Below are 23803 nucleotides of genomic sequence, written 5' to 3'. Positions count from 1 at the left end.
CCCCCGGTCTCGGCCCGAATCCCCGGTCTCGCGAAGGCGACGGAGCCGACGGAGCCGGCGCATGAGCCGGCTGCCGGCCGGATCCCTGCGCGAGGCCGTCGTCGACGTCGGCGCGATCGAGGACAACGTGCGGCACCTCCGCCGGCTGACCGGGTCGGAGGTCATCGCGGTCGTCAAGGCCGACGGGTACGGGCACGGCGCGGTGCGCTCGGCGGTCGCCGCGCTCGCCGGCGGTGCGTCGCGGCTCGGCGTCTCCGACATCACCGAGGCGCTCGCGCTCCGTCGCGCGGGCATCGACGCTCCGATCGTCGCGTGGCTCCACGCCCCGGGCGCGGACTTCGCCGAGGCGGCCGCACTCGGCATCGAGCTCGGCATCTCGAGCCTCGAGCAGCTGCAGAAGGCCGCGGCCGCAGCATCCGCCGATCGTCCCGTCGGTGTGCACCTGAAGCTCGAGACCGGGCTGTCGCGCAACGGCATCGCCCCCGAGGAGTACCGCGTCGTGTTCGCCGAGGCCGCGCGCCTCGAGCGGATCGGCCGGGTGCGCGTGATCGCGCTGTTCAGCCACCTGTCCAACGCGTCGCCCGACGACGACCGCGCCGCGCTGCGCGCGTTCGAGGAGGGCGTCGCCGTGGCAGCCTCGGTCGGGCTCGCGCCGCCGCTGCGGCACATCGCCGCGACGCACGCCGCGATCGACCTGCCCGAGTCGCGCCTCGGGTGCGTGCGCATCGGCATCGGGCTCTACGGGCTCTCGCCCTTCGACGACCGCACCTCCGCCGACCTGGGCCTGCGCCCCGCGATGACGCTGCGCGGCACCGTCGCCGCCGTGCGCCGCGTGCCGGCGGGCAAGGGGGTGTCGTACGGCTACGACTACCGCGCCGAGCGCGAGACGACGCTCGCGCTCGTGCCGCTCGGCTACGCCGACGGCGTGCCACGGTCGGCGTCGGGCGCCGCGCCGGTGGTCATCGGCGGGCGGCGCTTCACGGTGGCCGGCCGCATCGCGATGGACCAGTTCGTCGTCGACATGGGCGACGAGCCCGTGGCCGTGGGCGATGCCGCGGTGCTGTTCGGCGACCCGACCCTGGGCGTGCCGTCGGCGACCGAATGGGCGGATGCCGCGGGCACCATCAACTACGAGATCGTCACGCGCGTCGGCCCCCGCGTGCCGCGCCGGGAGGTGTCGGAGTGAGCGGGAACGCCGCGGACGCCCCGCGCGTTGCACCGGGCGTGGACGCGACAGCACAGGGTTTGGACGCACTCGTCGGCACGCGCGAGATCACCTCGCCCGACGCCATGGAGGCACTCGGCGAAGAGATGGGACGGATGCTGCGCCCCGGCGACATGGTGGTGCTCACCGGTCCGCTCGGCGCGGGCAAGACCACGCTCACCCGCGGCATCGGCCGCGGGCTCGACGTGCGCGGCCCGATCCAGAGCCCGACGTTCGTGCTCGCCCGGACGCACCCGTCGCTCTCGGGCGGCGCGCCGCTCGTGCACGTGGACGCGTACCGCCTCGGCTCGGCGGCCGAGCTCGACGACCTCGACATCGACTTCGACGGCTCGGTCGTCATCGTGGAGTGGGGCCGCGGGCTCGTCGACGGCCTGCGCGAGCAGTGGTGGGAGGTCGAGCTCGAGCGCGAGTGGCACGGCCGCGGCGTCGACAACGCCTGCGGAACGATCGCGCACGAGGCCGACCTCGACGCCGACACCCCTCGCCTGGTGAAGATCACGCGCCACCCGTAGTCGCCGTCGGCGTCGGCGCCCCCGTCGTCTCCCGCCCGGTGTCTGTGCGCCCACTCACCTTCGTTCGTTCGTCACACGTGTACGCGAGATCCGCGGAATCGCGTGCATATGTGACGAACGAACGAGTGGCAGGGCGACCGGGGCGTGCGGGGCGCCGACTACCCTGGGAGGGTGATCCTCGGCATCGACACGTCGCTCGGCTCCGCGGTGGCGGTGGTCGAGCCGGACGGCGTCATCCGCTCGCAGGTCGAGAGCGCAGACCCCCGTGGCCACGCCGAGGTGATCGGCACGCTGATCGAGCGGGCGCTGGCCGAGGCATCCGTCTCCCCGTTCGCGATCACGCATGTCGCCGCGGGAATGGGACCAGGACCCTTCACCGGGCTGCGCGTCGGCATCGCGGCCGCCCGCACGTTCGCCCTCGGGCGTGGCGTGCCCGTCGTGCCGGTCGCGAGCCACGATGCGGTCGCCCTCGAGCTGCTCCTGCACGACGCGCTCACAGGCGGATACGAGGATGCCGCGGACGAGGCGTTCGCCGTCGTCACGGACGCGCGCCGTCGCGAGTTCGCCTACACGGTCTACCGCGGTGTCGACGACGACGGGCTTCCGGTCCGCATCGCCGAGTCGGCGCTCGTGCCCCGCGACGACCTGGACGGGGTGCTCGCGAGCGCCGGCGCCGCGCGCCGCGACGCCGACCGCATCCCCGCGGCGATGCTCGCACTCGCCGCGGCCCGCGCCCTCGCGGCCGGGCGCACGATCGGACCCGCCGACGCGCTCTACCTCCGCTCGCCCGACGTGACGCTCCCGCACGCGCCCAAGCGGGTGAACCTATGACGCTCCGCCCGGCGACCGGCGACGACCTCGCCGCCATCATGACGCTCGAGCGGGCGTCGTTCCCGACCGATGCCTGGTCCGAGGCCATGATGCGCGAAGAGCTCGCGTCGCCGCACGGCTGGTACGTCGTCGACGACGAGGCCGGCCGCCTCGTCGGGTACGCGGGACTGCGCGCCGTCGCCGGAGCGCGGGATGCCGACATCCAGACCATCACGATCGCCGAGGTGTCGCGGGGCCGCGGCCGCGGGCGGGCGATGCTGCGGGCGCTGCTCGCGGAGGCTGCGCGCCGCGGCGTCACCGACGTCTTCCTCGAGGTGCGCGCCGACAATCCCGTCGCGCAGGCGCTGTACGTGTCGGAGGGCTTCGCCGAGATCGGCCGCAAGGCCCGGTACTACCAGCCCGACGACGTCGATGCCGTCGTGATGAAGCTCGACCTGCGCGGGTGGGCCCGGCAGGACGAGGACGGAGGGGTGTGTACGTGAACCGCGCCGAACCGCTGGTGCTCGGCATCGAGACGAGCTGCGACGAGACCGGGATCGGGATCGTGCGCGGCCGCACGCTGCTGTCGAACACCATCGCGAGCTCGATGGACGAGCACGCCCGCTACGGCGGCGTGGTGCCCGAGGTCGCCGCCCGCGCGCACCTCGAGGCGCTGCAGCCGTCGATCGAGGCGGCGCTCGCCGAGTCGGGCGTCGCACTCGCCGACCTCGACGCGGTCGCCGTGACGAGCGGTCCGGGCCTCGCCGGCGCGCTCATGGTCGGCGTCGGCGCCGCGAAGGCGCTCTCGGTCTCACTCGGGAAGCCGCTCTACGCCGTGAACCACCTCGTCGGACACATCGCCGCCGACATCCTCGATGCCGACGCACCCCCGCTCGAGTACCCGACCGTCGCGCTGCTCGTCTCGGGCGGGCACACCTCGCTGCTCCTCGTCCGCGACCTCACCACCGACGTCGAGCTCCTCGGCGAGACCATGGACGACGCGGCCGGCGAGGCGTTCGACAAGGTGGCGCGGCTGCTCGGGCTGCCGTATCCGGGGGGACCCGAGATCGACCGGGCCGCAGCATCCGGTGATCCGAAGGCGATCCCGTTCCCGCGCGGGCTCTCGCGCGCGAGCGACATGGCGAAGCACCGCTACGACTTCTCGTTCTCGGGGCTCAAGACCGCGGTCGCCCGCTGGGTCGAGCAGCGCGAGGCTCTGGGGGAGACGGTGCCCGTGGCCGACGTCGCCGCGAGCTTCCGCGAGGCCGTCGTCGACGTGCTCGTCACCAAGGCCCTCGCCGCGTGCCGCGACCACGGCGTGCCCCGCCTGCTGCTCGGCGGCGGCGTGATCGCGAACCGCCGGCTGCGCGACGTCGCGCTCGAGCGCGCGGCCGCCGAGGGCGTGACGGTGCGCATCCCGCCGCTGTCGCTCTGCACCGACAACGGCGCGATGATCGCGGCGCTGACCTCCGAGCTCATCATGGCGGGCCGCGCGCCCTCGACCCTCGAGTTCGGCGCGGATTCGACGCTGCCCGTCACCGAGATCCAGGTCGCGGAGTCGGCATGACGGACGAACGGATGCCGCAGCCCGGCGACGCCGAGAAGCCCGCGGCCGACGCGAGAAACCCCGAACCGGCTGAGGAACCGCGCGAGGAGGGGTTTCCGGGCAGGAACTCGGTTTCTGAGTCCTCGGGAGACCCCACACTGGACGCAGGGCCGCCTGAGGGTGCAGCATCCGTCGATCCCGGTGCCGCGCCCGCGCCGCTACGACCTCCGGGTCCGACGGTGACGTCGGTGTCGCCCGATGTCGACCTCGCGCAGGACGCGTCGCCGCTGCCGGGTGCGCACCGCGGCGGGTTCCTGCGTCTTCCGACGGCGCCCGTCGCCGTCACGGTCGAGACCGCGCCGTCCGAGCCGGGCGGCGAGTTCCACCCCGACGACACGTCGTGGACGACGACCGACTCGGCGTTCCATCGCGGGCTCGCCGGCTGGGCGCTCGCGTTCGCGATCGTCGGGCTCGTCGTGTCGATGTTCGTCGGCTGGGGATTCCCGATCGGACTCGTCGCCGTCGTGTCGGCGATCATCGCACTGCGGCGCCCGCTCGAGAGCAGAGCCGTGGCCGTGTGGGCGATCGTGCTCGGAACGCTGTCGATCCTCTACAGCGCCGGCTGGCTGCTCTACGCCGCGATGCGCGCGCACCTGATCGGCTGAGTTCGGCCCTCCCGATCGGCTGAATTCGGCCCTCCCGATCGGCCGTCGGTGTCGCTACCCGGCCGGGATGCGGCAGCGGGGCCGACTCGTGAAGCTCGCGCGCGGTCGGTGCCCCCGCGGGACGACCGCGGTTGGCCGGAAGTGCCGCTGCGCGGCCGGGATGCGGCAGCGTGGGCCGACAGCGCGGAGATACGGGTGGGCGGGGGCGGCGCTCAGACGCGGTCGGCCAGGATCGCGGTGCGGCGGCTGCCGATGCGGGTGAGAAGCAGGGTCGCCGACTCGGGGCCGCGGAGCTTCAGCCGCGTGCGCAAGGCGGCGGGGTCGACGTCCACACCGCGCTTCTTGATCTCGAGGCGGCCGATGTCGCGCTCGCGCAGGGCCTTCGCGAGCGCCTTCTCGTCGGCGGGGAGCACCCCGCGCACACGGAACGTCGAGACGAAGGGCGAGGTGAGCGCGGCGTCCGACGTGAGGTAGGCGATGTGCTCGTCGAGCATGCCGGCCTCGAGCGAGCGGGCGACATCGCCGATGAGGCGCGCGCGGATGACGGCGCCGTCCGGCTCGTGCAGGAAGGCGCCGAGGTCTCGGGTGGGCTGGTCCGCAGCATCCGTCTCGGCCGTCAGCTCGTGCGCCTGATCGCCCCGGATCACGAGCGCGGCACGGCGCACGCCCGGGCGCGCGAGCGCCCCCGACCACAGCACGAGCTCGATCGTCGACCCGTCGGCGCTCACCCACTGCGCCTCGACGTCGTCGGGGATGAGCTCGCGGTCGAGTCCCGGGCCGAGCTTCACGCCGACGGGCATGCGCTTCGCCAGGTCGAGGACCCAGTCCAGTGACGGCGACCAGTCCTCGGATCGGGTGCGGGAGGTCTCCGAGTGGCCGGCGGTGCGGCGGGCCGGGTCCAGCCAGACGGCGTCGACGCCGTCGAGGTCGGCGGCTTCGGCGGCGCCGAGCCGCACCTCGGCGTCGGCGCCGAAAGGCGCGAGGTTGTATGCGGCGATGCCGGCGGTCACCTCGTCGGCGTCGACCGCGGTCACGCGGAGGCCGAGCCCCGCGAGGCCGAGGGCGTCGCCGCCGATCCCGCAGCCGAGATCGGCCACGTGTGCGAATCCTGCATCGCGGAACCGCGCCGCATGACGCGCCGCGATGGGCAGACGCGTCGCCTGTTCGAGGCCGGCGCGGGTGAACAGCATCCGTTCCGCCAGATCGCCGAACTTCGCCCGCGCGCGGGTGCGCAGCCGCGCCTGGCCGACGACCGCCGAGACGAGGTCGGGGGAGTGGCCGTCGCGACGCAGCCGGGTCACGGCGCGCGCGACGTCGTCGGAGGAGTCCACCGGCGGCATCGCGTCGAGCAGACGCAGGCCCTCCGGCGTCAGGAGCGCTGCGAGTTCGGAGAGTTCCACCTGCCGAGCCTATGTCCCCGTTCGGGGATCCCCCTCTGATCCCCCATGCGAACCCCGGGCGGCATAGGGGTTTCTGGGGGGATTCCTCCCGATGTTCGGATGCTGCGGGATGCGGAGACTCTTACCAACACGCCGCCTGGCACCTGTCAAGAAAGAAGATCATCATGGCTGACGACAACACGAACCTCCTTGGTCTTCAGACCAACATCGAGGACTCGGGCAACGAGTACGACACCGAGGTCGAGGTCGAGGACTCGTTCAACGAGACCGACGTCGACATCGAGGACTCGGGCAACACCGAGACCGAAGTGGACGTCGACGACTCGTTCAACGAGACCGACACCGAGATCGACGTGGAGGACTCGGGCAACGAGGACTCGTACAACGACACCGACGTGGACATCGAGGACTCGGGCAACACCGAGACCGAGGTCGAGGTCGAGGACTCGTTCAACGAGACCGACACCGACATCGACGTCGAGAACGAGGACTCGTTCAACGAGTACGACACGGACGTCGAGGTCGAGGACTCCTTCAACGAGACCGAGACCGACGTGGACGTCGAGATCGAGGACTCGTTCAACGACGACCACTCGATCAACACCGACGTGGACGTCGACATCACCGACTCGTTCAACCAGCAGACCCTCAACGACAACTCGATCACGACGGGTGTGCGTCAGTACTCGACGGGCTTCCGCGACCTCAACCTGGGTGGCGGCGCCGGCGGTGCCGGGGGCGCGGGCCTCCTCGGAGCCAGCGGCCTCTCGATCGACAACCGCTCGACGATCTTCGACCAGTCGGTCAACCAGAACATCTGGACCAGCGGCGGGGACGGCGGCGGCAGCGTCTTCCAGGTCTTCGGCCAGACGGGCGGCGTGGCGTCGGGTGACAACTCGGCAGGCGCCGGCGACGACGCGACGATCGACAACTCGACCAACTGGGACATCGACGTCGAGATCGAGGACGCCTTCAACACCGACAACTCGACCAACTGGGACGTCGAGTTCGAGGACTCGTTCAACACCGACAACTCGGTCGAGGTCGAGATCGAAGACGCGTTCAACGACGACCACTCCGTCAACACGGAGGTCGACTTCGAGGACTCGTTCAACGAGGAGACCGAGGTGGACATCGAGGACTCCTTCCAGGACAACTCGACCGACGTCGACGTGGAGGTCGAGGACGCCTTCAACGAGTACGAGTCGGACATCGACGTCGAGCTCGAGAACGACGGCATCATCAACAGCCCGGGTGCGGTTCAGGCCGAACTCGACCTGTGACACACCGTGTGCGCCCGACCGCAGCAAGCGGTCGGGCGCACACGCACCCGTCCGGAGGGCGGGAGCATACTGGTAGGCGGGGACCCTCGATCGACCCGACGAGGAGGAGAGTGCGATGACCGACCGTCATGACTGGGACGCCGGCTCGTCGGCGTTCGATGACGCCTTCTCCGTCGGCGACGAGCTGTTCGCCGACGATGAGTCCCCAGACGGCGGCGAGTTCGCCGATGAGACCTCGACGGGATCCTTCGACGAGCTCCCGTTCGCCAACGCGTTCTCGGAGGAGATCGAGAACGTCACCGCCTCGGACTGGGATGTCGACGCCGACGTCCTCTGGGGTGGCGCCGCCGGGTCGTTCGACACCGGCACCGATCCCGCCGCGAACGCCTTCGACTTCCCCGCCTGAGCCGAACGACATCGACTCAGGCGGGGAAACCCAAGGAGCTGCACACCTTTGCCCGACCACAACGACTCGGCCGCCGCCCCCGACGCAGGTCTCGACCACGCCTTCCGCGGCCACTCGGACGCGGCCCTCATCGATCTGGTGGGGAAGGTCGGCAAGGCCGCCGCCCAGGTCGGTCGCCGCGATCTGGTGCGGCGCCTCATCCAGACCCGCGACCGCCTCCGCGATCCGCACGTGCGGGTCATCGTCGTCGGCGAGTTCAAGCAGGGCAAGAGCAAGCTCGTCAACGCGCTGGTCAATGCCCCGGCCTGCCCGGTCGACGACGACATCGCGACGACCGTGCCGACGGTGGTCGGGTATGCGCCCGAGCCGTCCGCGAGCGTCCTGGTGCAGCCCGAGACCGATGGTGCAGGCGAGCCCCGGCGCGAAGTCGTCCCCATCACCTCGCTCGCCGACTACGTGTCGGCCAAGGGGAACCCCGACAACATGCGTCGCATCCTCTCGGCGGAGGTGCTGCTTCCTCGAGAGATCCTGCGCGGCGGACTGCGTCTCGTCGATTCCCCCGGCGTGGGCGGACTCGACTCGCGGAGCGCCCTGCTGACACTGTCGGCGCTGTCGAGCGCGCACGCGGTCATCCTCGTCTCGGACGCGTCCCAGGAGTACACCGAACCCGAGATGCAATTCCTGCGCCACGCGATGCGCGTCTCGCCGAACGTCGCCGCGGTGCTCGCCAAGACCGACCTCTACCCCGACTGGCGCGAGATCGAGAAGATCGACCGAGGGCACCTGTCGAAGATCGGAGACATCCCGATCTTCTCGGTGTCGAGCGACCTCCGCCTCGCCGCTGCGGAGCTGCAGGATGCCGAGCTCAACGACGAGTCCGGATTCCCCGGGCTCGTCGCGCATCTGCGCCGGCAGATCCTCGAGCGGGCGGAGGAGATCCACGAGCGCAGCGCGATGCACGACCTCGCGTCGGTCGTCGACCAGCTGGCGATCACTCTGCGCTCCGAGCTGACGGTTCTCGTCGACCCGGAGGAGACCCCGCGCCTCATCGTGCAGCTCGAGGAGGCGAAGGAACGCGCCGACGAGTTCCGCAGCCGCTCCGCGCGCTGGCAGGTGACGCTCACGGATGGCGTCGCGGATCTGATCGCCGATATGGAGCACGACCTCCGCGATCGCCTGCGCAAGGTGCAGCGCGAGGCCGAGGCATCCATCGATGCCGGCGATCCCGGTCCCATCTGGGACAAGATGACGGAGTGGCTCGACCAGCGCGTCAGCGCCGCCGTCTCGGAGACCTTCGTGTGGACCGACGAGCGCGCGCGATGGCTGTCGGAGCAGGTCGCCGAGCTGTTCCTCGAGGGCGAGGAGAGCCTGCCTGCCATCGACGTCGCCGACGCCGCCGGAGTGCTCGACCCCGTCGAGGCGCTCAGCGAGCTCGACGAGGGCCGCATGAGTGCGGCGGAGAAGATCTTCATCGGCGTGCGCGGCTCGTACGGCGGTGTGCTCATGGTGGGATTGGCGACCGGCCTCATCGGACTGCCGCTCATCAATCCGCTCTCGCTGATCGCCGGCGTGATCGTCGGCCGTCGCGCCTTCCGCGAAGACATGGGCGCACGCCTCACCCGACGTCAGACCGAGGCGAAGAACATCGTGCGCCGGCACATCGACGAGGTCATCTTCCAGGCCGGCAAGCAGCTCAAGGATCGCCTGCGCCTCGTGCAGCGCACCGCCCGAGACCACTTCGGCTCGCTCGCCGACGAGCTCGCCCGCTCATTCAGCGAGGCCATGTCCGCCGCGAAGCAGGCGGCCGGCGTCGACAGCGGCAAGCGCGAGCAGCGCATCAAGGTGCTGCGCAACCAGCTCCGCGCGCTCGAGACGCTGAAAGGCCAGATCTCGCCGCCGGCCATCGAGCAAGCCGCAGAGCCTGCGGTGATCGGACGATGAGAGGCACGCGACGATGAAGGAGCCCGCACTCGCCGACGCGCGCCGCGTCGCGCAGCAGGCGCTGGACCTCTACGCCGACGACCCCGCCGCCGAGGTGATCCGCGCCTTCGACCGCCGGTTGCAGGGGCCGTTGCGCCTGGCGCTGGCGGGCATGATCAAGGCGGGGAAGTCGACGCTGCTCAACGCGATGCTGGGGGAGACGATCGCGGCCACGGACGCCGGCGAGTGCACGCGCGTGGTCACCTGGTATCGCCGCGCGAGCACGCCGAGCATCACGCTGCACCCGCACGTGGGCGAGCCCCGCCGGCTGCGGTTCCAGCGCGAGGACGGCCGCGTCGTGATCGACCTCGGGAGCACCACCGCCGAGGAGGTGGCGTGGATCGACGTCGGCTGGCCGTCGGAGAGCCTCCGGTCGCTCATCCTCATCGACACGCCCGGCATCGCCTCCCTGTCGGCCGAGGTGTCGGCCCGCGCGACCGGCTACCTCACGACGAAGAGTGCGGCCTCGGCACCGGATGCCGTCATCTACCTCATGCGGCACCTGCATTCGTCCGACCGCAACTTCCTCGAGTCCTTCCGCGATTCCGCGATGGGCGGCTCGCTCACCGTCAACGCCGTCGCGGTCCTCTCGCGCGCGGACGAGATCGGCTCGGCGCGCATCGACTCCCTGCTGTCCGCCGGTCAGGTGGCGCAGCGCTACGCCGCAGACGGCGACCTGCACGCACTCGTCCTCGACGTCATCCCCGTAGCCGGCCTCGTCGCCGAGACCGCCCGCACCCTCCGGGAGGAGGAGTTCCGCTCGCTCACCGCCGTGGCGGGCATGGAACGCACCGCACGGGAGAAGCTCCTGCTCTCCGCCGACCGTTTCGCCCGCCCGACCGACGCGATCGAGCTCAGCGAGGCGACGCGCCGCGAGCTGCTGTCGCGGTTCGGACTGTACGGCATCCGCCTGTCGGCGGCGCTCATCCGCGGCGGCGCGACGACGTCGACGGCGCTCGCCGAGGGGCTGCTCGAGCGCAGCGGACTGAACACGCTCCAGGCGATGGTGCGTGACCACTTCCGTGCGCGCGCCGACACGCTCAAGGTGTACGGAGCGCTCCCGGGGCTCGAAGAGGTGCTGCGCGAGCGGCCCCGGCCCGGGAGCGACGCGCTCCTGGCCGAGATCGAGCGGATCTTCGCCACGACCCACTCGCTGCGCGAGCTCGCCGCACTGTCACGCACCCGCGCCGGCGGCTACGCGCTGCCGGTGGCGCGGCTGGAGGAGGCCGAGCGAATCGTCGGAGGCAGCGGCGCGGCGGCGCAGACCAGGCTCGGTCTTGCCGATGACGCCGACGGGCAGGCCGTGCGGCAGCGTGCCGACGAGCTCCTGACCGAATGGCGCGGGCTCGCCGAGTCGCCGCTCACCGAGCGCGGCGCCGTGGGACTGTGCCACACGGTGATCCGCAGCCTGGAGCAGATCGCGTCACAGGACGGGCGCGGCGCTGTCCTTCTGATGGGGGACGACGTCGCGCTGTCGCGCTGACCACGCGATCGCCTTCGGCATGACGCTCGAAAGCAGTGCGAGCAGCACGAGGCCGCACTGCGCCGCGAGGATGAGACGCAGCGGCTCGGCGCGCTCGCCGGTGAAGGCCAGGTCGAGGGCGAGCACCAGCGTGAGCACCTGCACCACCCATGTGAGCAGCTGCCACACGCGCACCTTGGGACGCCGCGCCATGAACGACACGAGCAGTGTGATCTGCACGAGGAGCGCGGCCACGAGGACGCCGAACACCGACCAGAAGACGATATCGGCGGCGGTGGTGTAGGTCTCATCCGCGCGCGCACTGTCCACGAGGCGGACGGCGTCGGCGATGAGCGGCAGCTGCTCCTTGCGGATGATCACCATGTAGACGACGGCGAACCCGCCGATGAAGAAGCTCAGGATCCAGAACAGCTGCGTCATCCGGACGGAGAACGGCGGTGTGAGCTTCGTCAGCACCGGTGCGGCGTTCGGGTTCTCGAGCGAGGGGCGCGCAGGTGGAGGCTTCGCCGGACCTGGAGGGGGCGCCTTCGCCCCAGGAGCGGGTGCAGCCGCCGTGGGCGCGGCGGGCGCCGTGGGAGCGGGCGGCGCGGCCCGGCGTGCCGGCGGGGCCGCGGCGCGCCGATCCGACGCGCCCGGCTGGGCCGGGGCGTCGGAAGGCTGGGCGCCCGAGAGGGGATCTGCCACCGGCTGCTACTGCTCCTCGAGCTCTTCGGGGTAGACGACTTCTTCGACGACCGCGGCATCGGCGGGTTCGCTCCACACCGCCTCGTCGACCTCGGCCACGGCGGGCTGCTGCGCGACGGTCTCGACGACCTCGGCGGCAGGCTCGGGCACGCCGGCATCGACCGCGGCGTCCAGCTGCTCCGCAGGTTCCTGGATGCCGTCGTCGACCGGCTCCGCGGCGAGCGCCTCGAGGTCGGTCTCTTCGATCTCCTCACCGCCCGGCAGGGGGCCCTCGGCGCCCTCGGCGCCGGTCACCGCATCCGTCACCCCCGTCACCGTGTCCTCGACGGCGTCGGGGATCGTCCCCAGGTCGTTGCCGTCGCCGTCGACGTCGATGTCGGTATCGGTGTTCGTCGAGTTGTCGATGATCGCGTCGTCGCCGCCGGCCGCAGAACCGTCCCCCGAGGCGACGCCCGCCGACTGGTCGAAGATCTGCGTGACGTCCCCTCCCTCAGTCCAGATGTTCTGGTTGACCGACTGGTCGACGATCGTCGCGCGGTTGTCGATCATCGTCCAGTTCGTGGTGATGCGCGTGATCTCGTTGACGACGTCGTTGTGGTTCGACGGGGGAGCGGGCGGGTTGACGCGCGGTGCGACGTCGGGCCGGTCGTAGATGACGGGAGCGACGGCGCGCACGTCCTCGGCGCAGACACTGCCCAGCTTGTTCTTCGCGAGGGTGGCCTCGGGCTCCTCCTTGAGCTCTTCGAGGGCGGCGGGATCCCGCAGCAGACTCAGGATGAACTCGATGATCGAGTTGGCGACGGTGGCCAAGGGCGTGGTCATGAGACGCCACCTCCGGGATGCTGATCGACGACGATGACCTCAGAGTAGGTGAGGCTCCCGATGGGAGCATCGGGGGTTCCCCCGATGCTCGGGGGGAAGTGGTACGGGGTCATGCCCCCACCGCCTCTCGAGGAGAAGGTGCGGACTGCGTGCCTTCCAGTGCGACGCGCAGCTTGGCCAGCAGATCGGATCGGGATGTCGCGTCCAGGCGCCTGCGGATATGCGCGATGTGGTGCTCCGCCGTGCGTGGCGAGATGAAGATCGCCTCGCCGATCTCGGCGTACGTCTTGCCCTGGAGCACCAGTTCCGCCACTTCGCGCTCGCGATCGCTCAGCACGCTCTCGACCGGCGCAGCCGGCGACGCGGCGCTCTCCTCCGTGCCGTCCGCGGGGCGGACGGGGTCGCGCGGGTGCAGTTCGCGGGCGCACGCGAGGAGTCGCGCGATGACCTTGCGGTCGTCGGAGCGGCCGGCGCCGTGACCGGCGAGGCGTGCCCCGTCCCACGCGAGGCCGACGGTCGCGAGACCTCGGGCCGCCGTCTCCACGGCGTCCGGATCCACCGTGCCCGCCAGCACCGACGTCCAGACGCGCCCGGCCTGCGCCATGCGGGCGGCGGGACGGTTGTGCGGCGCGGCCGCGACCAGGGCGCGGGCATGCGGGGCGAGGGCATCGGGCTGGCTCAGGAGGATGCCCCGCTGGATGCCCGCCCAGTGCAGCGGGGTGGACCAGGCCGGCGGCTCTCCGAGATCGGCGACGATGCGCAGCGCGCGTTCGAAGGGCACTCGCATCGAGGCGGCGTCGCCGAGGCGTGCGGCGGCGATCACGAGCTCGCCCAGCGGCAGCAGGGAGTAGAGGTCGGGCTCGACCCGGGTGATCCGCGCGTGCGCGGCCTCCCAGGCCGCAGCGAGACCGGCCGCGTCGTCGTAGCGGCGCGCCAGCCCGATGGCGATCGTCGCGGCGAACGCATCGTCGCGAGGCGACAGCGCCTGACCGCTCGTCGCGCGGGCCAGCGCCGCCTGCGCGTCGGTCGGACGCTCACGCTGCAGCGAGATCCATGCCGCCCACAGGTTGAGCCGAGGTGCGCGGTGCGGCCCGCCCTGCTGGCCGGTGAGCGCGTCGTCGATGATCGTGTGCGCCGTCTTGAGGTCGCCGAGGCCGATCGCCGCGGCCGCGGCGATGACCGACGGCAGCTCTACCGTGGCTCCGGTGTCGGCCGAGGCGGTGTAGAGCTCGGATGCCCGCTGCAGGTCGGCGAGCGTGGTCGAATCGGTCGTGGGACTCAGCGTCGCCGCGAGCCCGCGTTCGAGGAGCGCGTACGCCGTGCGCAGCGCCGACGGCGCGGTGCCGCGCGCGTCCGATGCCGGCACGAAGTCCGGGAGCCGGCCCACGCCCGCTGCGGCCAGGTGTGCTCGGGTGGCGGCGGCGGCGTCGCGGGGCTTTCGCGTCTGGTAGGTCTCGTCGGCCAGCTGCATCATGCCCCGGTCCGCCCAGACGGCCGCCGAAAGGTCCACCAGCCCGGTTGCGGCGGCTCCCTGCGCTGCGGCCAGTCGTGCGTCCAGGATGACGCCGGCCTCGTCGACGCGACCGAGCGCCCAGGCGGCGTAGGCGCGGTCGTCCGCGACCGCCTCGGGGTCGGCGCCGCACTCGACGGCGAGGTCGAGCAGGTTCGCGGCGAGCTGCGGGTCCCGTGCGAGCGCGTCGCGCGCCCATGCGGCGAGCGCGGTCGCGGCCCGCGCATCGCGCACGCCGTCGAAGCTGCGCAAGAGCTCGCCGTCGCGCAGGCCGAGGGCGGAGTGCGACTCGACGACCTCGATCATGCGCGTCACCGGTGCGACCGCGCGCACCGCCGCTGCGATGATGGGTGCAGGGCGTCCGTCATTGGTGAGCAGGCCTTCGGCATAGCCCTCCGCGAGCAGCGACTCGATCCCGTCGACGCTGCCGTCGGCGGTGTCGTCGAGGGGTGAGATCCCCAGTGAGATCCCGTCGACGAGCCGGCGCACGGGCGGCGAGACCGACATGAGGCGATGCAGGATGCGGGGGCGCAGCGACTCCTGCAGCACGCGATGGTCGGCATCGTCCTGGCAATCGCCCTCGTCATGGGCGTCGATGCACTCGCGGACGAGCCATGCGACTCCGCCGGTGAGCCTGAGCACCGCGTCTTCGCATTCACCGAGGTCCGAGGTCTCCCCGCGCAGGCGCTGCTTGGTCACGTCGCCGAGCAGGATCGCCGGACGGCTGCGCTCGAGCTGCTGGAGCAACGCCGGGAGCTCCGCCGGGACGGGCCAGCTGCGGACGGCGACGACGAGTCCCGCGTCGGGGTCTTCCGCGCGCGCGGCCAGTTCGCGCAGGCGGTCGGCCGACAGAGTCTGGGCATCGTCGACGATGAGCACCTCATCCGCGGGGACGGCGGAGATGCGGGTGGACTCGCGCAGAGCGACGATCTCGGTGCCCTCTGCCGCGAGCAGCCGTGTCAGGCGCCTCAGCAACGTGGACTTGCCCGACCCCGCGCTGCCCGAGACGACGGCGCGGGCGGCTTCACCGGGGAACCGGAACGCGTCAAGATCGGCCTCGGCCGACGCGGCCCACGTATCCGCTTCGATCAGCGTGGGAATCGACGACATCAGGGCACCTCAGGGACCGACGTGTCGCTCGGCGACGGTGCGGGCTCGGGTGCGGGCTCCGGCTGGGGCTCGGGCTCCGGCTGGGGCTCCGGCTCGGGCTCGGGCTGCGGCTCAGGCTCTGGCTCGGGCTCGGGCTGCGGTTCGGGCTCGGGTTCCGGCTGGGGCTCCGGCTGGGGATCGGTGGTCGGCTCCGGCTGCGGATCGGTCGTGGGCTCCGGCTGCGGATCGGTGGTCGGGTCCGGGCCGGGACCTGTCGTCGTCGGCGTCTCGTCCGCCGGATCCGAAGCCGTCCCGCTCGCGGTCTGGCCGCCGCTGCCGCTCGACGGGTTGCTCGACGACTGCGACGGCGTCGACGAGGATCCTGTGGTGGGGCGCGCGCCGGGCTTGGGTGCCGCCGTCGAGTCGGTCGAGGCCTTGGGGGTCGGTGACGACAGCTTCGCAGCATCCCTTCTCGGATTCACACCCGGGGGCTGCGGAGTGGTCGCGCTGCTGTCCGGAGCAGCACCCACCGGCGCCGCGGCCGTCGCGTCCGACGGGTCCGCCGTGTCCGGGTCGTCGTCGCGGGTGAGGTCGGCGAACGCCGGCGTGAGATCGAGCGGGAGCGAGCTGACACCCAGCGTCGTCGAGCTGAGCAGCACGATCCCGCCGGCCAGCAGGATCGTGCCGCCGGCGACGGCGGCCGTCGCGGGAAGGCGGTGGAACCAGCGGCGCGGCTTGGCCGCGCCCGCGGCGGCGTCATCGGCGAAGGGCTCCGCGGGCGCGGCATCGGCGAGGACCACCGCGCCGATCGTGCCGGTTCCTTCGCCGGCTCCGGCGAGGGAGCCGCCGGGCGTGAGACGAGTGGCGAGCACGCGGCTCGCGCCGAGGGCGACGACCGCCTTGGGGTCGGCGTCGACGGCGATGCGCGTGTCGAAGCGCTCGGAGAGGAGCTGCGCGACCCGCGGAATGCGCGACGATCCGCCCGTCAGCAGGATCGCGTCGAGCCTGCCGCCGATGTGATTGGCCTCCAGCGTGTCCTGCAGCACGTCGATCGTGCGCTCGAGGCCCTCGTCGATCAGACTCTCGAACTCCGACCGCGTGATCCGCACCGAGTTCGACGCGCCGGCGAGCAGCACCGGTATCACGGCCTCGGAGTCGAACGACAGAGCTTCTTTCGCGTCGACGCACTCACGACGCAGGGCCGCGAGCCCCACGCGCAGGCTCGGGTCTGCGGCCAGATCCTCGGCCGACAGCCCCGCGGCAGAGATGGTCGTGCGCAGCACCAGATCGTCGAAGTCCGCGCCGCCGAAGTCGCCGATTCCGGTGGGGGTGCCGATGATCCTCAGCTCGTCGTCGACATCCCGGCCGACAAGCGCGACATCGAAGGTGCCGCCGCCCAGGTCGTACACCGCGAGGACACTGCCCGGAGTCAGCGGCGACGTCGACTCGTAGTGCCACGCCGCGGCGACCGGCTCGCTCACCAGCTCGACCGGGCACGAGATCTCGCGTGCCACCGCCGCCGAGATCAGGGAACGGCGGTAATCCCCCCATGCCACCGGAACGGTGGCGATGATCGCCTCAGGGTGGGAGCCTTCGCGCTCGGCGACGGCATCCACCACCCACGCGACCATGCGGGCGAACAGATCCTCCGGCGCGTACCGCCGGCCGGCCGCCACGACCGGCACGTCGTCGCCGATGCGTCGTTTGAACTCGCGCACCAGCCGCTCCGGCTGGGCGAGGCCGCGCCGCTCGGCCGCCTCGCCGAAAAGCAGTTCGTCGTCCGCGACGAAGGCGGCCGTCGGAACGCTGTCCGCTTGCCTCCCCAACGCGAACCGAGCTGTCGCTGTATTTCCGTCAGAATCCGTGGTCGCTGTAGATGCGGCTGTTCTGCTTGTACCGATATCCACGGCGAGCACGTATGTGCTCAATGCCATCTGTCCGATTCCCCGAGATCAGGACGTCTTCCCCCGTCCGTAGTTCTATCACCATGAGCGGTCGGGCGCGAGGGAGTGCGCGTAAAACGAAGTCATGAATTCTGTGAGGGACTCAGGGGTCGCGTGATACATGAACGGACGCCCAATGTCCGGTTGCGGATCGGTGTCCGGTTCGGCGGCGGGCGGGTCGCAGCATCCGTGTGACGCAGTGCTGGCACTCACGTTGCATGAGTGCCAGCCGGTTGCCTAGACTGACGTAAGCACTCTCAATGTCAGAGTGCTAACGAGTCTTCGTCCCAAGAAAGAAGAGGTAGACCGTGTCGGTTTCCATCAAGCCGCTCGAGGACCGCATCGTCATCAAGCAGGTCGAGGCCGAGCAGACCACGTCCAGCGGTCTGGTCATCCCCGACACCGCCAAGGAGAAGCCCCAGGAGGGCGAGGTCGTGGCGGTGGGCCCGGGTCGTATCGACGACAACGGCAACCGCATCCCGCTCGACGTCGCCGTCGGCGACCGCGTGATCTACAGCAAGTACGGCGGGACCGAGGTCAAGTTCGGCGGCGACGAGTTCCTCGTCCTGTCCGCTCGCGACGTCCTCGCGGTCGTCGTTCGCTGAGTCCCGCGCACTGCGCGCACGAGAGGGTCGGATGCTTCGGCATCCGACCCTCTCGTCGTGTGCAGTGGCAGGATTCCGGCCGAGGACGGCAGACGACGGATGCTGCGAGCCCGGAGCAGCGGGCCGGCGCCGCGGCGGGCGGGCGTAGGCTGACTCGGTGAGCCACCCGCAGTCCTCCCCGTCGGAACCCACCGCTGCGGACGGACTCGACGACTCGACGGCGCTGGACCTCGGCGTCACGACCGGCACCCGACGGGTCGTGTCCGATGCCGCCGCCGCCCGGGAGCGCCGGCTCGGCGGGATCTTCACGTTCTCGGCGTACCTGCTGTGGGGCTTCCTGCCGCTGTACTTCCTGCTCCTCGCGCCGACCGGTCCGTGGGAGATCGTGGCGTGGCGCATCCTGCTGTCGCTCGTCTTCTGCGCGCTGCTCCTCACCGTGACCCGCACGTGGCCGCGGCTCACCGCGATCTTCCGGCAGCCGAGGGTGCTCGGCCTCACCGTGATCGCAGGGCTGCTGATCTACGTCAACTGGCAGGTCTTCATCTACGGCGCGCTGAACGGCCACGTCATCGAGACCAGCCTCGGCTACTTCATCAATCCGATCGCGACGGTACTGCTCGCGGTTCTTGTGCTCCGCGAGCGGCTGCGCCCGACGCAGTGGGTCGCCATCGGCATCGCCGCCACGGCGGTGCTCGTGATCGTGGTGGGGTACCGCGCCTTCCCGTGGATCGCACTCACTCTCGCAGCATCCTTCGGCGTCTACGGCCTCGTCAAGAAGAAGGTCGGTCCGTCGGTCGACGCCGTGAGCGGTCTCACGCTCGAGACGCTGTGGCTGACCCCGATCGCCGTCGTGGTGCTCGTGATCGTCGGGGCGACCGAGGGCCTCTCGATGGGGACGGAGGGGTGGGAGCACACCCTCCTGCTGAGCCTCACGGGCGTCATCACCGCTGTGCCGCTGCTGCTGTTCGCCGCGGGCGCGCGCCGCGTGTCGCTCACCACGATCGGCCTGCTGCAGTTCGTGGCGCCGATCCTGCAGTTCCTCGTCGGCTGGCTCGTCCTCGGCGAGCCGATGCCCCTCGAGCGGTGGATCGGCTTCGGCCTCGTGTGGGTCGCGCTCGTGGTGCTCACCGTCGACTCGGTGCTCCACGCCCGCCGCACGCGCGTCGCGGCGTAGCGATCAGCGCACGAGGCGGGCGATGGCCTGCGTGGCCTCGGTGATCTTGGCGTCGGCTTCCGCGCCGCCCAGGCGCGCAGCATCCACCACGCAATGGCGCAGATGGTCGTCCAGCAGGCCCACGGCGACGGCCTCGAGGGCGGAGGTCAGGGCGCTGATCTGCGTGAGGATGTCGATGCAGTACTTCTCATCCTCGACCATCTTGTGGATGCCGCGGGCCTGACCCTCGATGCGCTTGAGGCGGTTGAGGTACTTGTCCTTGTCGGTGATGTAGCCGTGATGGGAGTGCTCGCCGGCGGGAGAGTGGGAGTGCCCGAGAGCGGTGTCGGTCATATCGGACTCCTTCAACGGTGAGTGGTCGAGTGGCTGCGGAACCGCCGCAGACGCAGGCTGTTGCCCACCACGAAGACGCTCGAGAACGCCATCGCCGCTCCGGCGATCATAGGGTTCAAGAGGCCCAGGGCCGCCAGCGGGATCGCCGCGACGTTGTACGCGAACGCCCAGAAGAGGTTCACCTTGATCGTGCCCAGCGTCGCGCGCGACAGGCGGATGGCGTCGGAGGCGCTCCGCAGGTCGCCGCGGACCAGGGTGATGTCGGACGCCTCGATGGCGGCATCCGTCCCGGTCCCCATCGCGAGGCCCAGATCGGCCTGCGCGAGGGCGGCGGCGTCGTTCACCCCGTCGCCGACCATCGCGACGACGCGGCCCTCGGCCTGGAGCCCGGCGACGACGGCGACCTTGTCGTGCGGCAGCACCTCGGCGATCACGGTCTCGATGCCGACCTCCGCGGCGATGGCGTGCGCCGCCGCCGCGTTGTCGCCGGTCAGGAGCACCGGGGTGAGGCCGAGCGCCTTGAGCTGGGTCACGGCCTCTGCGCTCGTCGGCTTGACCTGGTCGGCCACGACGAGCAGCCCGCGCACGGCGCCGTCCCACGCGACGAGCACGGCGGTGCGGCCGAGCGCCTCGGCGCCTGCCTTCGCCTCCGCCAGCTCCGCGGGGAGGCCGAGCGCCCAGTCCGAGAGCAGCGCCGCGCGCCCGACGATCACGGCGTGGCCCTCCACGACTCCCGAGACGCCCCTGCCCGGCAGGCTCTGGAACGACTCCACGGCGGGGAACGCGCCGGTCTCCGCCGCCGCGGCACGGGCGATCGCCTGGGCGATGGGGTGTTCGGAGGCGTGCTCGAGCGCTCCCGCGATACGGAGGAGCTCGGCACGGGCCGCCGAGGCCTCGTTGGTGTGGGGATCGAGCGAGCCCGCGACCACCACGTCGACGAGCGACATGCGCCCGCTCGTCACCGTGCCGGTCTTGTCGAGCACGACGGTGTCGACGCTGCGGGTCGATTCGAGCACCTCGGGACCCTTGATGAGGATGCCGAGCTGCGCGCCGCGGCCCGTGCCGACCAGCAGCGCGGTCGGGGTGGCGAGGCCGAGCGCGCACGGGCACGCGATGATGAGCACGGCCACCGCGGCTGTGAAGGCCATGGATGCGGGCGCGCCGGTGAGCAGCCAGACGGCCAGCGTGCCGAGTGAGATCAGCAGCACGATGGGCACGAAGATGCCCGAGATCCGGTCGGCCAGGCGCTGCACCTCGGCCTTGCCCGACTGCGCGTCTTCGACGAGCCGGGCCATCTGTGCGAGCTGCGTGTCTTCGCCGACGCGACTCGCGCGCACGACGAGCCGACCACCCGCGTTGACCGTGGCGCCGACGACGGCGTCACCGGGCGCGACCTCGACCGGCACAGACTCGCCGGTCACCATCGAGGCGTCGACGGCCGAGGTGCCCGAGGTCACCACGCCGTCGGTCGCGATCTTCTCGCCGGGACGCACGACGAACTCCTCGCCGACCCGGAGGTCGGCGACGGGCACGCGCACCTCGACGAGCGCGGGGGCGACGGGGGAACCCAGCCCGGGCATTCCCAGCGCGACCGGCCCCGCCTCCGTGCCGGACGGGCGCAGCACGGCGACGTCCTTCGCGCCGAGCTCGAGCAGCGCGCGCAGGGCTGCGCCCGCCCGGCGCCTGGCCCGCTGCTCGAAGTACCGGCCGGCCAGCACGAACGTGGTGACGCCGGCGGCGACCTCGAGGTAGATGTCGCCCGCACCGTCGCTCGGCGTGACCGACCACTCGAACGTGTGCGTCATGCCGGGCATGCCGGCGTGCCCGAAGAACAGTGCGTACAGCGACCACAGGAACGCCGCCGAGACGCCCAGCGAGATCAGGGTGTCCATGGTGGCCGCGCCGTGGCGCAGGTTGATCCAGGCGGCGCGGTGGAAGGGCCACGCGCCCCACACCACCACGGGCGCCGCGAGCGCCAGCGACGCCCACTGCCAGGAGGTGAACTGCAGCGCCGGGATCATCGCCATGAGGATCACCGGTGTCGACAGCACGATCGACCCGATGAGCCGGTGCCGCAGGCCGGTGAGCTCGGGGTCGGCGTCGCGGTCGCCGCCGTCAGCGGGTTCGCCGGCAGGCGGCGCCGGCAGCGCGGCGGTGTACCCGGTCTTCTCGACCTCGTCGATGAGCGCCTGCGGGTCGAGCCCCGCCGGAGCGCTGACCCACGCCTTCTCGGTGGCGTAGTTGACGGATGCCTCGACCCCGTCCATCCGGTTCAACCGCTTCTCGATCCGCGCGGCGCACGACGCGCACGTCATCCCGCCGATCTCGAGTTCGAACCGGGCGGCGGGGACCGAGGCCTCGCTCATGCGCGGACCGCGCTGTAGCCGGCCTCGTCGACGGCCGCGATCACGGCGTCGTCGGCGATGTCGGCGGTGGAGACGATCTTGAGCGTGCCGGCGGCGGCGCTCACCTGGACATCCTGGACGCCCTCGAGCTTCGAGACCTCACCGCGCACGGACGCCTCGCAGTGCCCGCAGCTCATTCCAGTCACCGTGTACTCGGCCTCAGCCATGACTTCTCCTCTATGGATCGGGGAAGGATACCCCTCAGGGGTACCTGCCACACCAGTGTATACCCGCGAGGGGTATGGCACGCCGGCACCGGATGCGGCGGGCGCCCCGGCCCCGCTCGGCCGGCCGACGACGAGTTATCCACAGCACACGCCCGCGCGCAGCATCCGGAATTGCCCTCCGATCACGGTTTTCAATCCGTTACAGATCGTTAACGAAAGGCAACATTGCGGACGCTTGCCGACGATTAGGTTTAGTGCACTGGGTCGGCGCCCGAGCCGTTCCCGTTGTCAATACACAGCAAGGAGCAACATGAGCGTCTTCACCCGCTCGCGTACGACCACCGTCCTCGGTGGCATCGCGCTCGTCGGCGCCAGCGCCCTCGTCCTCGCCGGTTGCACCGGCGGCGGTGGCGGCACCGGTGGCGAGACCAGCGCGCCCCCCACCGAAGAGCGTGACCTCACGCTCAGCATCGGCACGGTCCTTCCGCAGACCGGCGCTCTGGCGTTCCTCGGACCGCCCGAGGAGGCCGGCGTGGGCCTCGCGGTCGCCGACATCAACGAGGCGGCCAAGGGCATCACCGTCGACGTCGAGTTCGGTGACTCGGGCGACCCCGACAACAAGGCGTACGAGACCACGGTCCCGCGCCTCCTGGGCAACGGCGTCTCGGCGCTCATCGGCGCCGCGTCGTCGGGTGTCACCAAGCTGTTCCTCGACCAGGCGGTGTCGGCAGGGGTCGTCACCTTCTCGCCGGCCAACACGTCGCCCGACTTCACCACCTGGGACGACAACAACCTGTACTGGCGCACCGCCCCGAGCGACCTGCTCCAGGGTGAGGTGCTCGGTAACCTGATCGCCGAGGACGGCCACCAGACGCTCGGCATCATCTACCTCAACGACGCGTACGGCACGGGACTCGAGGCGGCGCTCACCGAGAACTTCGAGGCCGCCGGTGGCGAGGTCGTCGCGAGCCAGGCCTACAACGCGACCGACACCACGTACGACGCCCAGGTCAGCGCGGTGCTCGCCGAGAACCCCGACGCCATCGCCGTGATCGGCTTCGTCGAGACCTCGACGATCGTTCCGGCCGTCGTCGCCGATGGCTTCGACGGAGGCAACTTCTACTTCGTCGACGGCAACACCAGCCAGTGGGGCACCGACATGCCGGTGCCGATCGAGGGCTCGAAGGGCACCCAGCCCGGACCCGCCCTCGAGGACGACTTCGTCGAGCGCCTCAACGGCTGGTGGACGGGCGAGGGCAACGAAGAGCTCGCCGACCTGAACTACGCCGCTGAGTCGTACGACGCCGTCGTGCTTCTTGCTCTGGCCGCACTCGTGGCCAACTCGACCGAGGGCGCCGACCTGGCCGCCAACCTCCAGGAGGTCTCGGGCGGCAGCGGCGACGGTGAGAAGTGCACCTCCTTCGAGGAGTGCGCCGACATCATCCTCGGCGGCGGCACGGCTGACTACGACGGCTACTCGGGTGCCATCACGTTCGACGAGGCCGGCGACCCGACCGAGGCGTCGATCGGCATCTTCGAGTACGGCGCCGACAACACCCACACTCGCATCAACTGACCGACGCGAGACCAGAGGGCCCCGGCAGCATGAACTGACCCCCGGGAGTTGGACTGAGAATTCAGTTCCGACTCCCGGGGGTCAGTCGTGTGCGTACTAACAGTTCGCTCAGTGAGGTGCAGCGCGAAGCGGCAGTAGCGTGGTTCGAGCAGGGTCTCGGGGACAGCGCGGTGGCGTCGCGGTTG

Annotated in this window: 21 protein-coding genes; 13 read left to right on the top strand and 8 right to left on the bottom strand. The window is 71.3% G+C overall.

Features of this window, described 5'->3' with window-relative positions; translation table 11 throughout:
- The first annotated feature begins 61 nt into the window (after window positions 1-61).
- The 6 genes from alr to ACFQ7C_RS00080 all read left to right on the top strand — a co-directional run bounded on the left by alr (window position 62) and on the right by ACFQ7C_RS00080 (window position 4758).
- Entirely contained in the window at window positions 62-1186 is a 1125-nt protein-coding gene (gene alr / locus ACFQ7C_RS00105) for an alanine racemase (protein ID WP_378896302.1), read from the top strand.
- Window positions 1187-1290: 104 nt separating this feature from the next.
- On the top strand, window positions 1291-1737 hold the full coding sequence (gene tsaE, locus ACFQ7C_RS00100) for a tRNA (adenosine(37)-N6)-threonylcarbamoyltransferase complex ATPase subunit type 1 TsaE (protein ID WP_378897384.1): 447 nt from the start codon (window positions 1291-1293) through the stop codon (window positions 1735-1737).
- 171 nt (window positions 1738-1908) lie between these two features.
- Window positions 1909-2568: a tRNA (adenosine(37)-N6)-threonylcarbamoyltransferase complex dimerization subunit type 1 TsaB gene (gene tsaB, locus ACFQ7C_RS00095; protein ID WP_378896299.1), complete on the top strand. Its 660-nt coding sequence runs from the start codon at window positions 1909-1911 to the stop codon at window positions 2566-2568.
- On the top strand, window positions 2565-3050 hold the full coding sequence (gene rimI, locus ACFQ7C_RS00090) for a ribosomal protein S18-alanine N-acetyltransferase (protein ID WP_378896295.1): 486 nt from the start codon (window positions 2565-2567) through the stop codon (window positions 3048-3050). The genes tsaB and rimI overlap by 4 nt, the downstream gene beginning before the upstream one ends.
- Complete coding sequence (gene tsaD / locus ACFQ7C_RS00085) at window positions 3047-4114, top strand: tRNA (adenosine(37)-N6)-threonylcarbamoyltransferase complex transferase subunit TsaD (protein WP_378896292.1); 1068 nt, start codon at window positions 3047-3049, stop codon at window positions 4112-4114. Before rimI ends, tsaD begins: the two co-directional genes overlap by 4 nt.
- Entirely contained in the window at window positions 4111-4758 is a 648-nt protein-coding gene (locus tag ACFQ7C_RS00080) for a DUF4190 domain-containing protein (protein WP_378896289.1), read from the top strand. The genes tsaD and ACFQ7C_RS00080 overlap by 4 nt, the downstream gene beginning before the upstream one ends.
- Before the next feature lie 212 nt (window positions 4759-4970).
- On the opposite strand, the gene ACFQ7C_RS00075 is transcribed toward ACFQ7C_RS00080, so the two are convergent.
- Window positions 4971-6158 (bottom strand): SAM-dependent methyltransferase, encoded by a 1188-nt coding sequence (locus tag ACFQ7C_RS00075; protein WP_378896286.1) that lies wholly within the window; start codon window positions 6156-6158, stop codon window positions 4971-4973.
- A 164-nt stretch (window positions 6159-6322) separates the two neighbouring features.
- On the opposite strand from ACFQ7C_RS00075, the gene ACFQ7C_RS00070 reads away from it, so the two are divergent.
- The 4 genes from ACFQ7C_RS00070 to ACFQ7C_RS00055 all read left to right on the top strand — a co-directional run bounded on the left by ACFQ7C_RS00070 (window position 6323) and on the right by ACFQ7C_RS00055 (window position 11310).
- A complete protein-coding gene (locus ACFQ7C_RS00070; protein WP_378896283.1) occupies window positions 6323-7441 on the top strand; it encodes a hypothetical protein in 1119 nt (372 codons plus the stop codon).
- A gap of 115 nt (window positions 7442-7556) precedes the next feature.
- Entirely contained in the window at window positions 7557-7847 is a 291-nt protein-coding gene (locus ACFQ7C_RS00065) for a hypothetical protein (RefSeq protein ID WP_378896280.1), read from the top strand.
- A 48-nt stretch (window positions 7848-7895) separates the two neighbouring features.
- Window positions 7896-9788 (top strand): dynamin family protein, encoded by a 1893-nt coding sequence (locus ACFQ7C_RS00060; RefSeq protein ID WP_378896278.1) that lies wholly within the window; start codon window positions 7896-7898, stop codon window positions 9786-9788.
- Between the two features lie 13 nt (window positions 9789-9801).
- Entirely contained in the window at window positions 9802-11310 is a 1509-nt protein-coding gene (locus tag ACFQ7C_RS00055) for a dynamin family protein (protein ID WP_378896275.1), read from the top strand.
- Here the strand turns inward: ACFQ7C_RS00055 and ACFQ7C_RS00050 are convergent.
- From ACFQ7C_RS00050 to ACFQ7C_RS00035, 4 genes are all read right to left on the bottom strand, one after another.
- Window positions 11251-11994 (bottom strand): hypothetical protein, encoded by a 744-nt coding sequence (locus ACFQ7C_RS00050; protein WP_378896272.1) that lies wholly within the window; start codon window positions 11992-11994, stop codon window positions 11251-11253. The two genes, ACFQ7C_RS00055 and ACFQ7C_RS00050, sit on opposite strands and share 60 nt — an antisense overlap.
- 6 nt (window positions 11995-12000) lie before the next feature.
- Entirely contained in the window at window positions 12001-12816 is an 816-nt protein-coding gene (locus ACFQ7C_RS00045) for an IniB N-terminal domain-containing protein (protein ID WP_378896270.1), read from the bottom strand.
- A 109-nt stretch (window positions 12817-12925) separates the two neighbouring features.
- The gene (locus tag ACFQ7C_RS00040; RefSeq protein ID WP_378896268.1) at window positions 12926-15436 is read right to left on the bottom strand and encodes a LuxR C-terminal-related transcriptional regulator; all 2511 of its coding nucleotides are present in this window, start codon (window positions 15434-15436) and stop codon (window positions 12926-12928) included.
- Window positions 15436-17241, bottom strand: coding sequence for an Hsp70 family protein (locus ACFQ7C_RS00035; RefSeq protein WP_378896265.1), 1806 nt, complete (start codon window positions 17239-17241; stop codon window positions 15436-15438). Before ACFQ7C_RS00035 ends, ACFQ7C_RS00040 begins: the two co-directional genes overlap by 1 nt.
- 425 nt (window positions 17242-17666) lie before the next feature.
- On the opposite strand from ACFQ7C_RS00035, the gene groES reads away from it, so the two are divergent.
- Together groES and rarD are read left to right on the top strand one after the other, a co-directional pair.
- On the top strand, window positions 17667-17963 hold the full coding sequence (gene groES / locus ACFQ7C_RS00030; RefSeq protein WP_045275440.1) for a co-chaperone GroES: 297 nt from the start codon (window positions 17667-17669) through the stop codon (window positions 17961-17963).
- A gap of 259 nt (window positions 17964-18222) precedes the next feature.
- Window positions 18223-19137 (top strand): EamA family transporter RarD, encoded by a 915-nt coding sequence (rarD, locus tag ACFQ7C_RS00025; RefSeq protein WP_378897381.1) that lies wholly within the window; start codon window positions 18223-18225, stop codon window positions 19135-19137.
- Between the two features lie 3 nt (window positions 19138-19140).
- On the opposite strand, the gene ACFQ7C_RS00020 is transcribed toward rarD, so the two are convergent.
- The 3 genes from ACFQ7C_RS00020 to ACFQ7C_RS00010 are packed head-to-tail and all read right to left on the bottom strand — an operon-like array spanning window position 19141 to window position 22042.
- Complete coding sequence (locus tag ACFQ7C_RS00020) at window positions 19141-19470, bottom strand: metal-sensitive transcriptional regulator (RefSeq protein ID WP_378896262.1); 330 nt, start codon at window positions 19468-19470, stop codon at window positions 19141-19143.
- Window positions 19471-19481: 11 nt separating this feature from the next.
- Window positions 19482-21836, bottom strand: a complete 2355-nt coding sequence (locus ACFQ7C_RS00015; RefSeq protein ID WP_378896260.1) for a heavy metal translocating P-type ATPase — start codon at window positions 21834-21836, stop codon at window positions 19482-19484.
- The gene (locus ACFQ7C_RS00010) at window positions 21833-22042 is read right to left on the bottom strand and encodes a heavy-metal-associated domain-containing protein (RefSeq protein ID WP_378896257.1); all 210 of its coding nucleotides are present in this window, start codon (window positions 22040-22042) and stop codon (window positions 21833-21835) included. The genes ACFQ7C_RS00015 and ACFQ7C_RS00010 overlap by 4 nt, the downstream gene beginning before the upstream one ends.
- Before the next feature lie 310 nt (window positions 22043-22352).
- On the opposite strand from ACFQ7C_RS00010, the gene ACFQ7C_RS00005 reads away from it, so the two are divergent.
- A complete protein-coding gene (locus ACFQ7C_RS00005) occupies window positions 22353-23618 on the top strand; it encodes an ABC transporter substrate-binding protein (protein WP_378896254.1) in 1266 nt (421 codons plus the stop codon).
- Window positions 23619-23803: the final 185 nt, after the last annotated feature.

This window comes from Microbacterium sp. NPDC056569 (assembly GCF_042793475.1).
GTDB lineage: Bacteria > Actinomycetota > Actinomycetes > Actinomycetales > Microbacteriaceae > Microbacterium.
Note: the sequence above shows the minus strand (reverse complement) of the source record. Positions and strands in the feature narration are given on the sequence as shown.

Coding starts and splice junctions, on each gene's coding strand:
- alr (WP_378896302.1), top strand. CDS start 62: ATGAGCCGGCTGCCGGCCGGATCCCTGCGCGAGGCCGTCGTCGACGTC.
- tsaE (WP_378897384.1), top strand. CDS start 1,291: ATGGAGGCACTCGGCGAAGAGATGGGACGGATGCTGCGCCCCGGCGAC.
- rimI (WP_378896295.1), top strand. CDS start 2,565: ATGACGCTCCGCCCGGCGACCGGCGACGACCTCGCCGCCATCATGACG.
- ACFQ7C_RS00080 (WP_378896289.1), top strand. CDS start 4,111: ATGACGGACGAACGGATGCCGCAGCCCGGCGACGCCGAGAAGCCCGCG.
- ACFQ7C_RS00070 (WP_378896283.1), top strand. CDS start 6,323: ATGGCTGACGACAACACGAACCTCCTTGGTCTTCAGACCAACATCGAG.
- ACFQ7C_RS00065 (WP_378896280.1), top strand. CDS start 7,557: ATGACCGACCGTCATGACTGGGACGCCGGCTCGTCGGCGTTCGATGAC.
- ACFQ7C_RS00055 (WP_378896275.1), top strand. CDS start 9,802: ATGAAGGAGCCCGCACTCGCCGACGCGCGCCGCGTCGCGCAGCAGGCG.
- ACFQ7C_RS00045 (WP_378896270.1), bottom strand. CDS start 12,816: ATGACCACGCCCTTGGCCACCGTCGCCAACTCGATCATCGAGTTCATC.
- ACFQ7C_RS00040 (WP_378896268.1), bottom strand. CDS start 15,436: ATGTCGTCGATTCCCACGCTGATCGAAGCGGATACGTGGGCCGCGTCG.
- ACFQ7C_RS00020 (WP_378896262.1), bottom strand. CDS start 19,470: ATGACCGACACCGCTCTCGGGCACTCCCACTCTCCCGCCGGCGAGCAC.
- ACFQ7C_RS00015 (WP_378896260.1), bottom strand. CDS start 21,836: ATGAGCGAGGCCTCGGTCCCCGCCGCCCGGTTCGAACTCGAGATCGGC.
- ACFQ7C_RS00010 (WP_378896257.1), bottom strand. CDS start 22,042: ATGGCTGAGGCCGAGTACACGGTGACTGGAATGAGCTGCGGGCACTGC.
- ACFQ7C_RS00005 (WP_378896254.1), top strand. CDS start 22,353: ATGAGCGTCTTCACCCGCTCGCGTACGACCACCGTCCTCGGTGGCATC.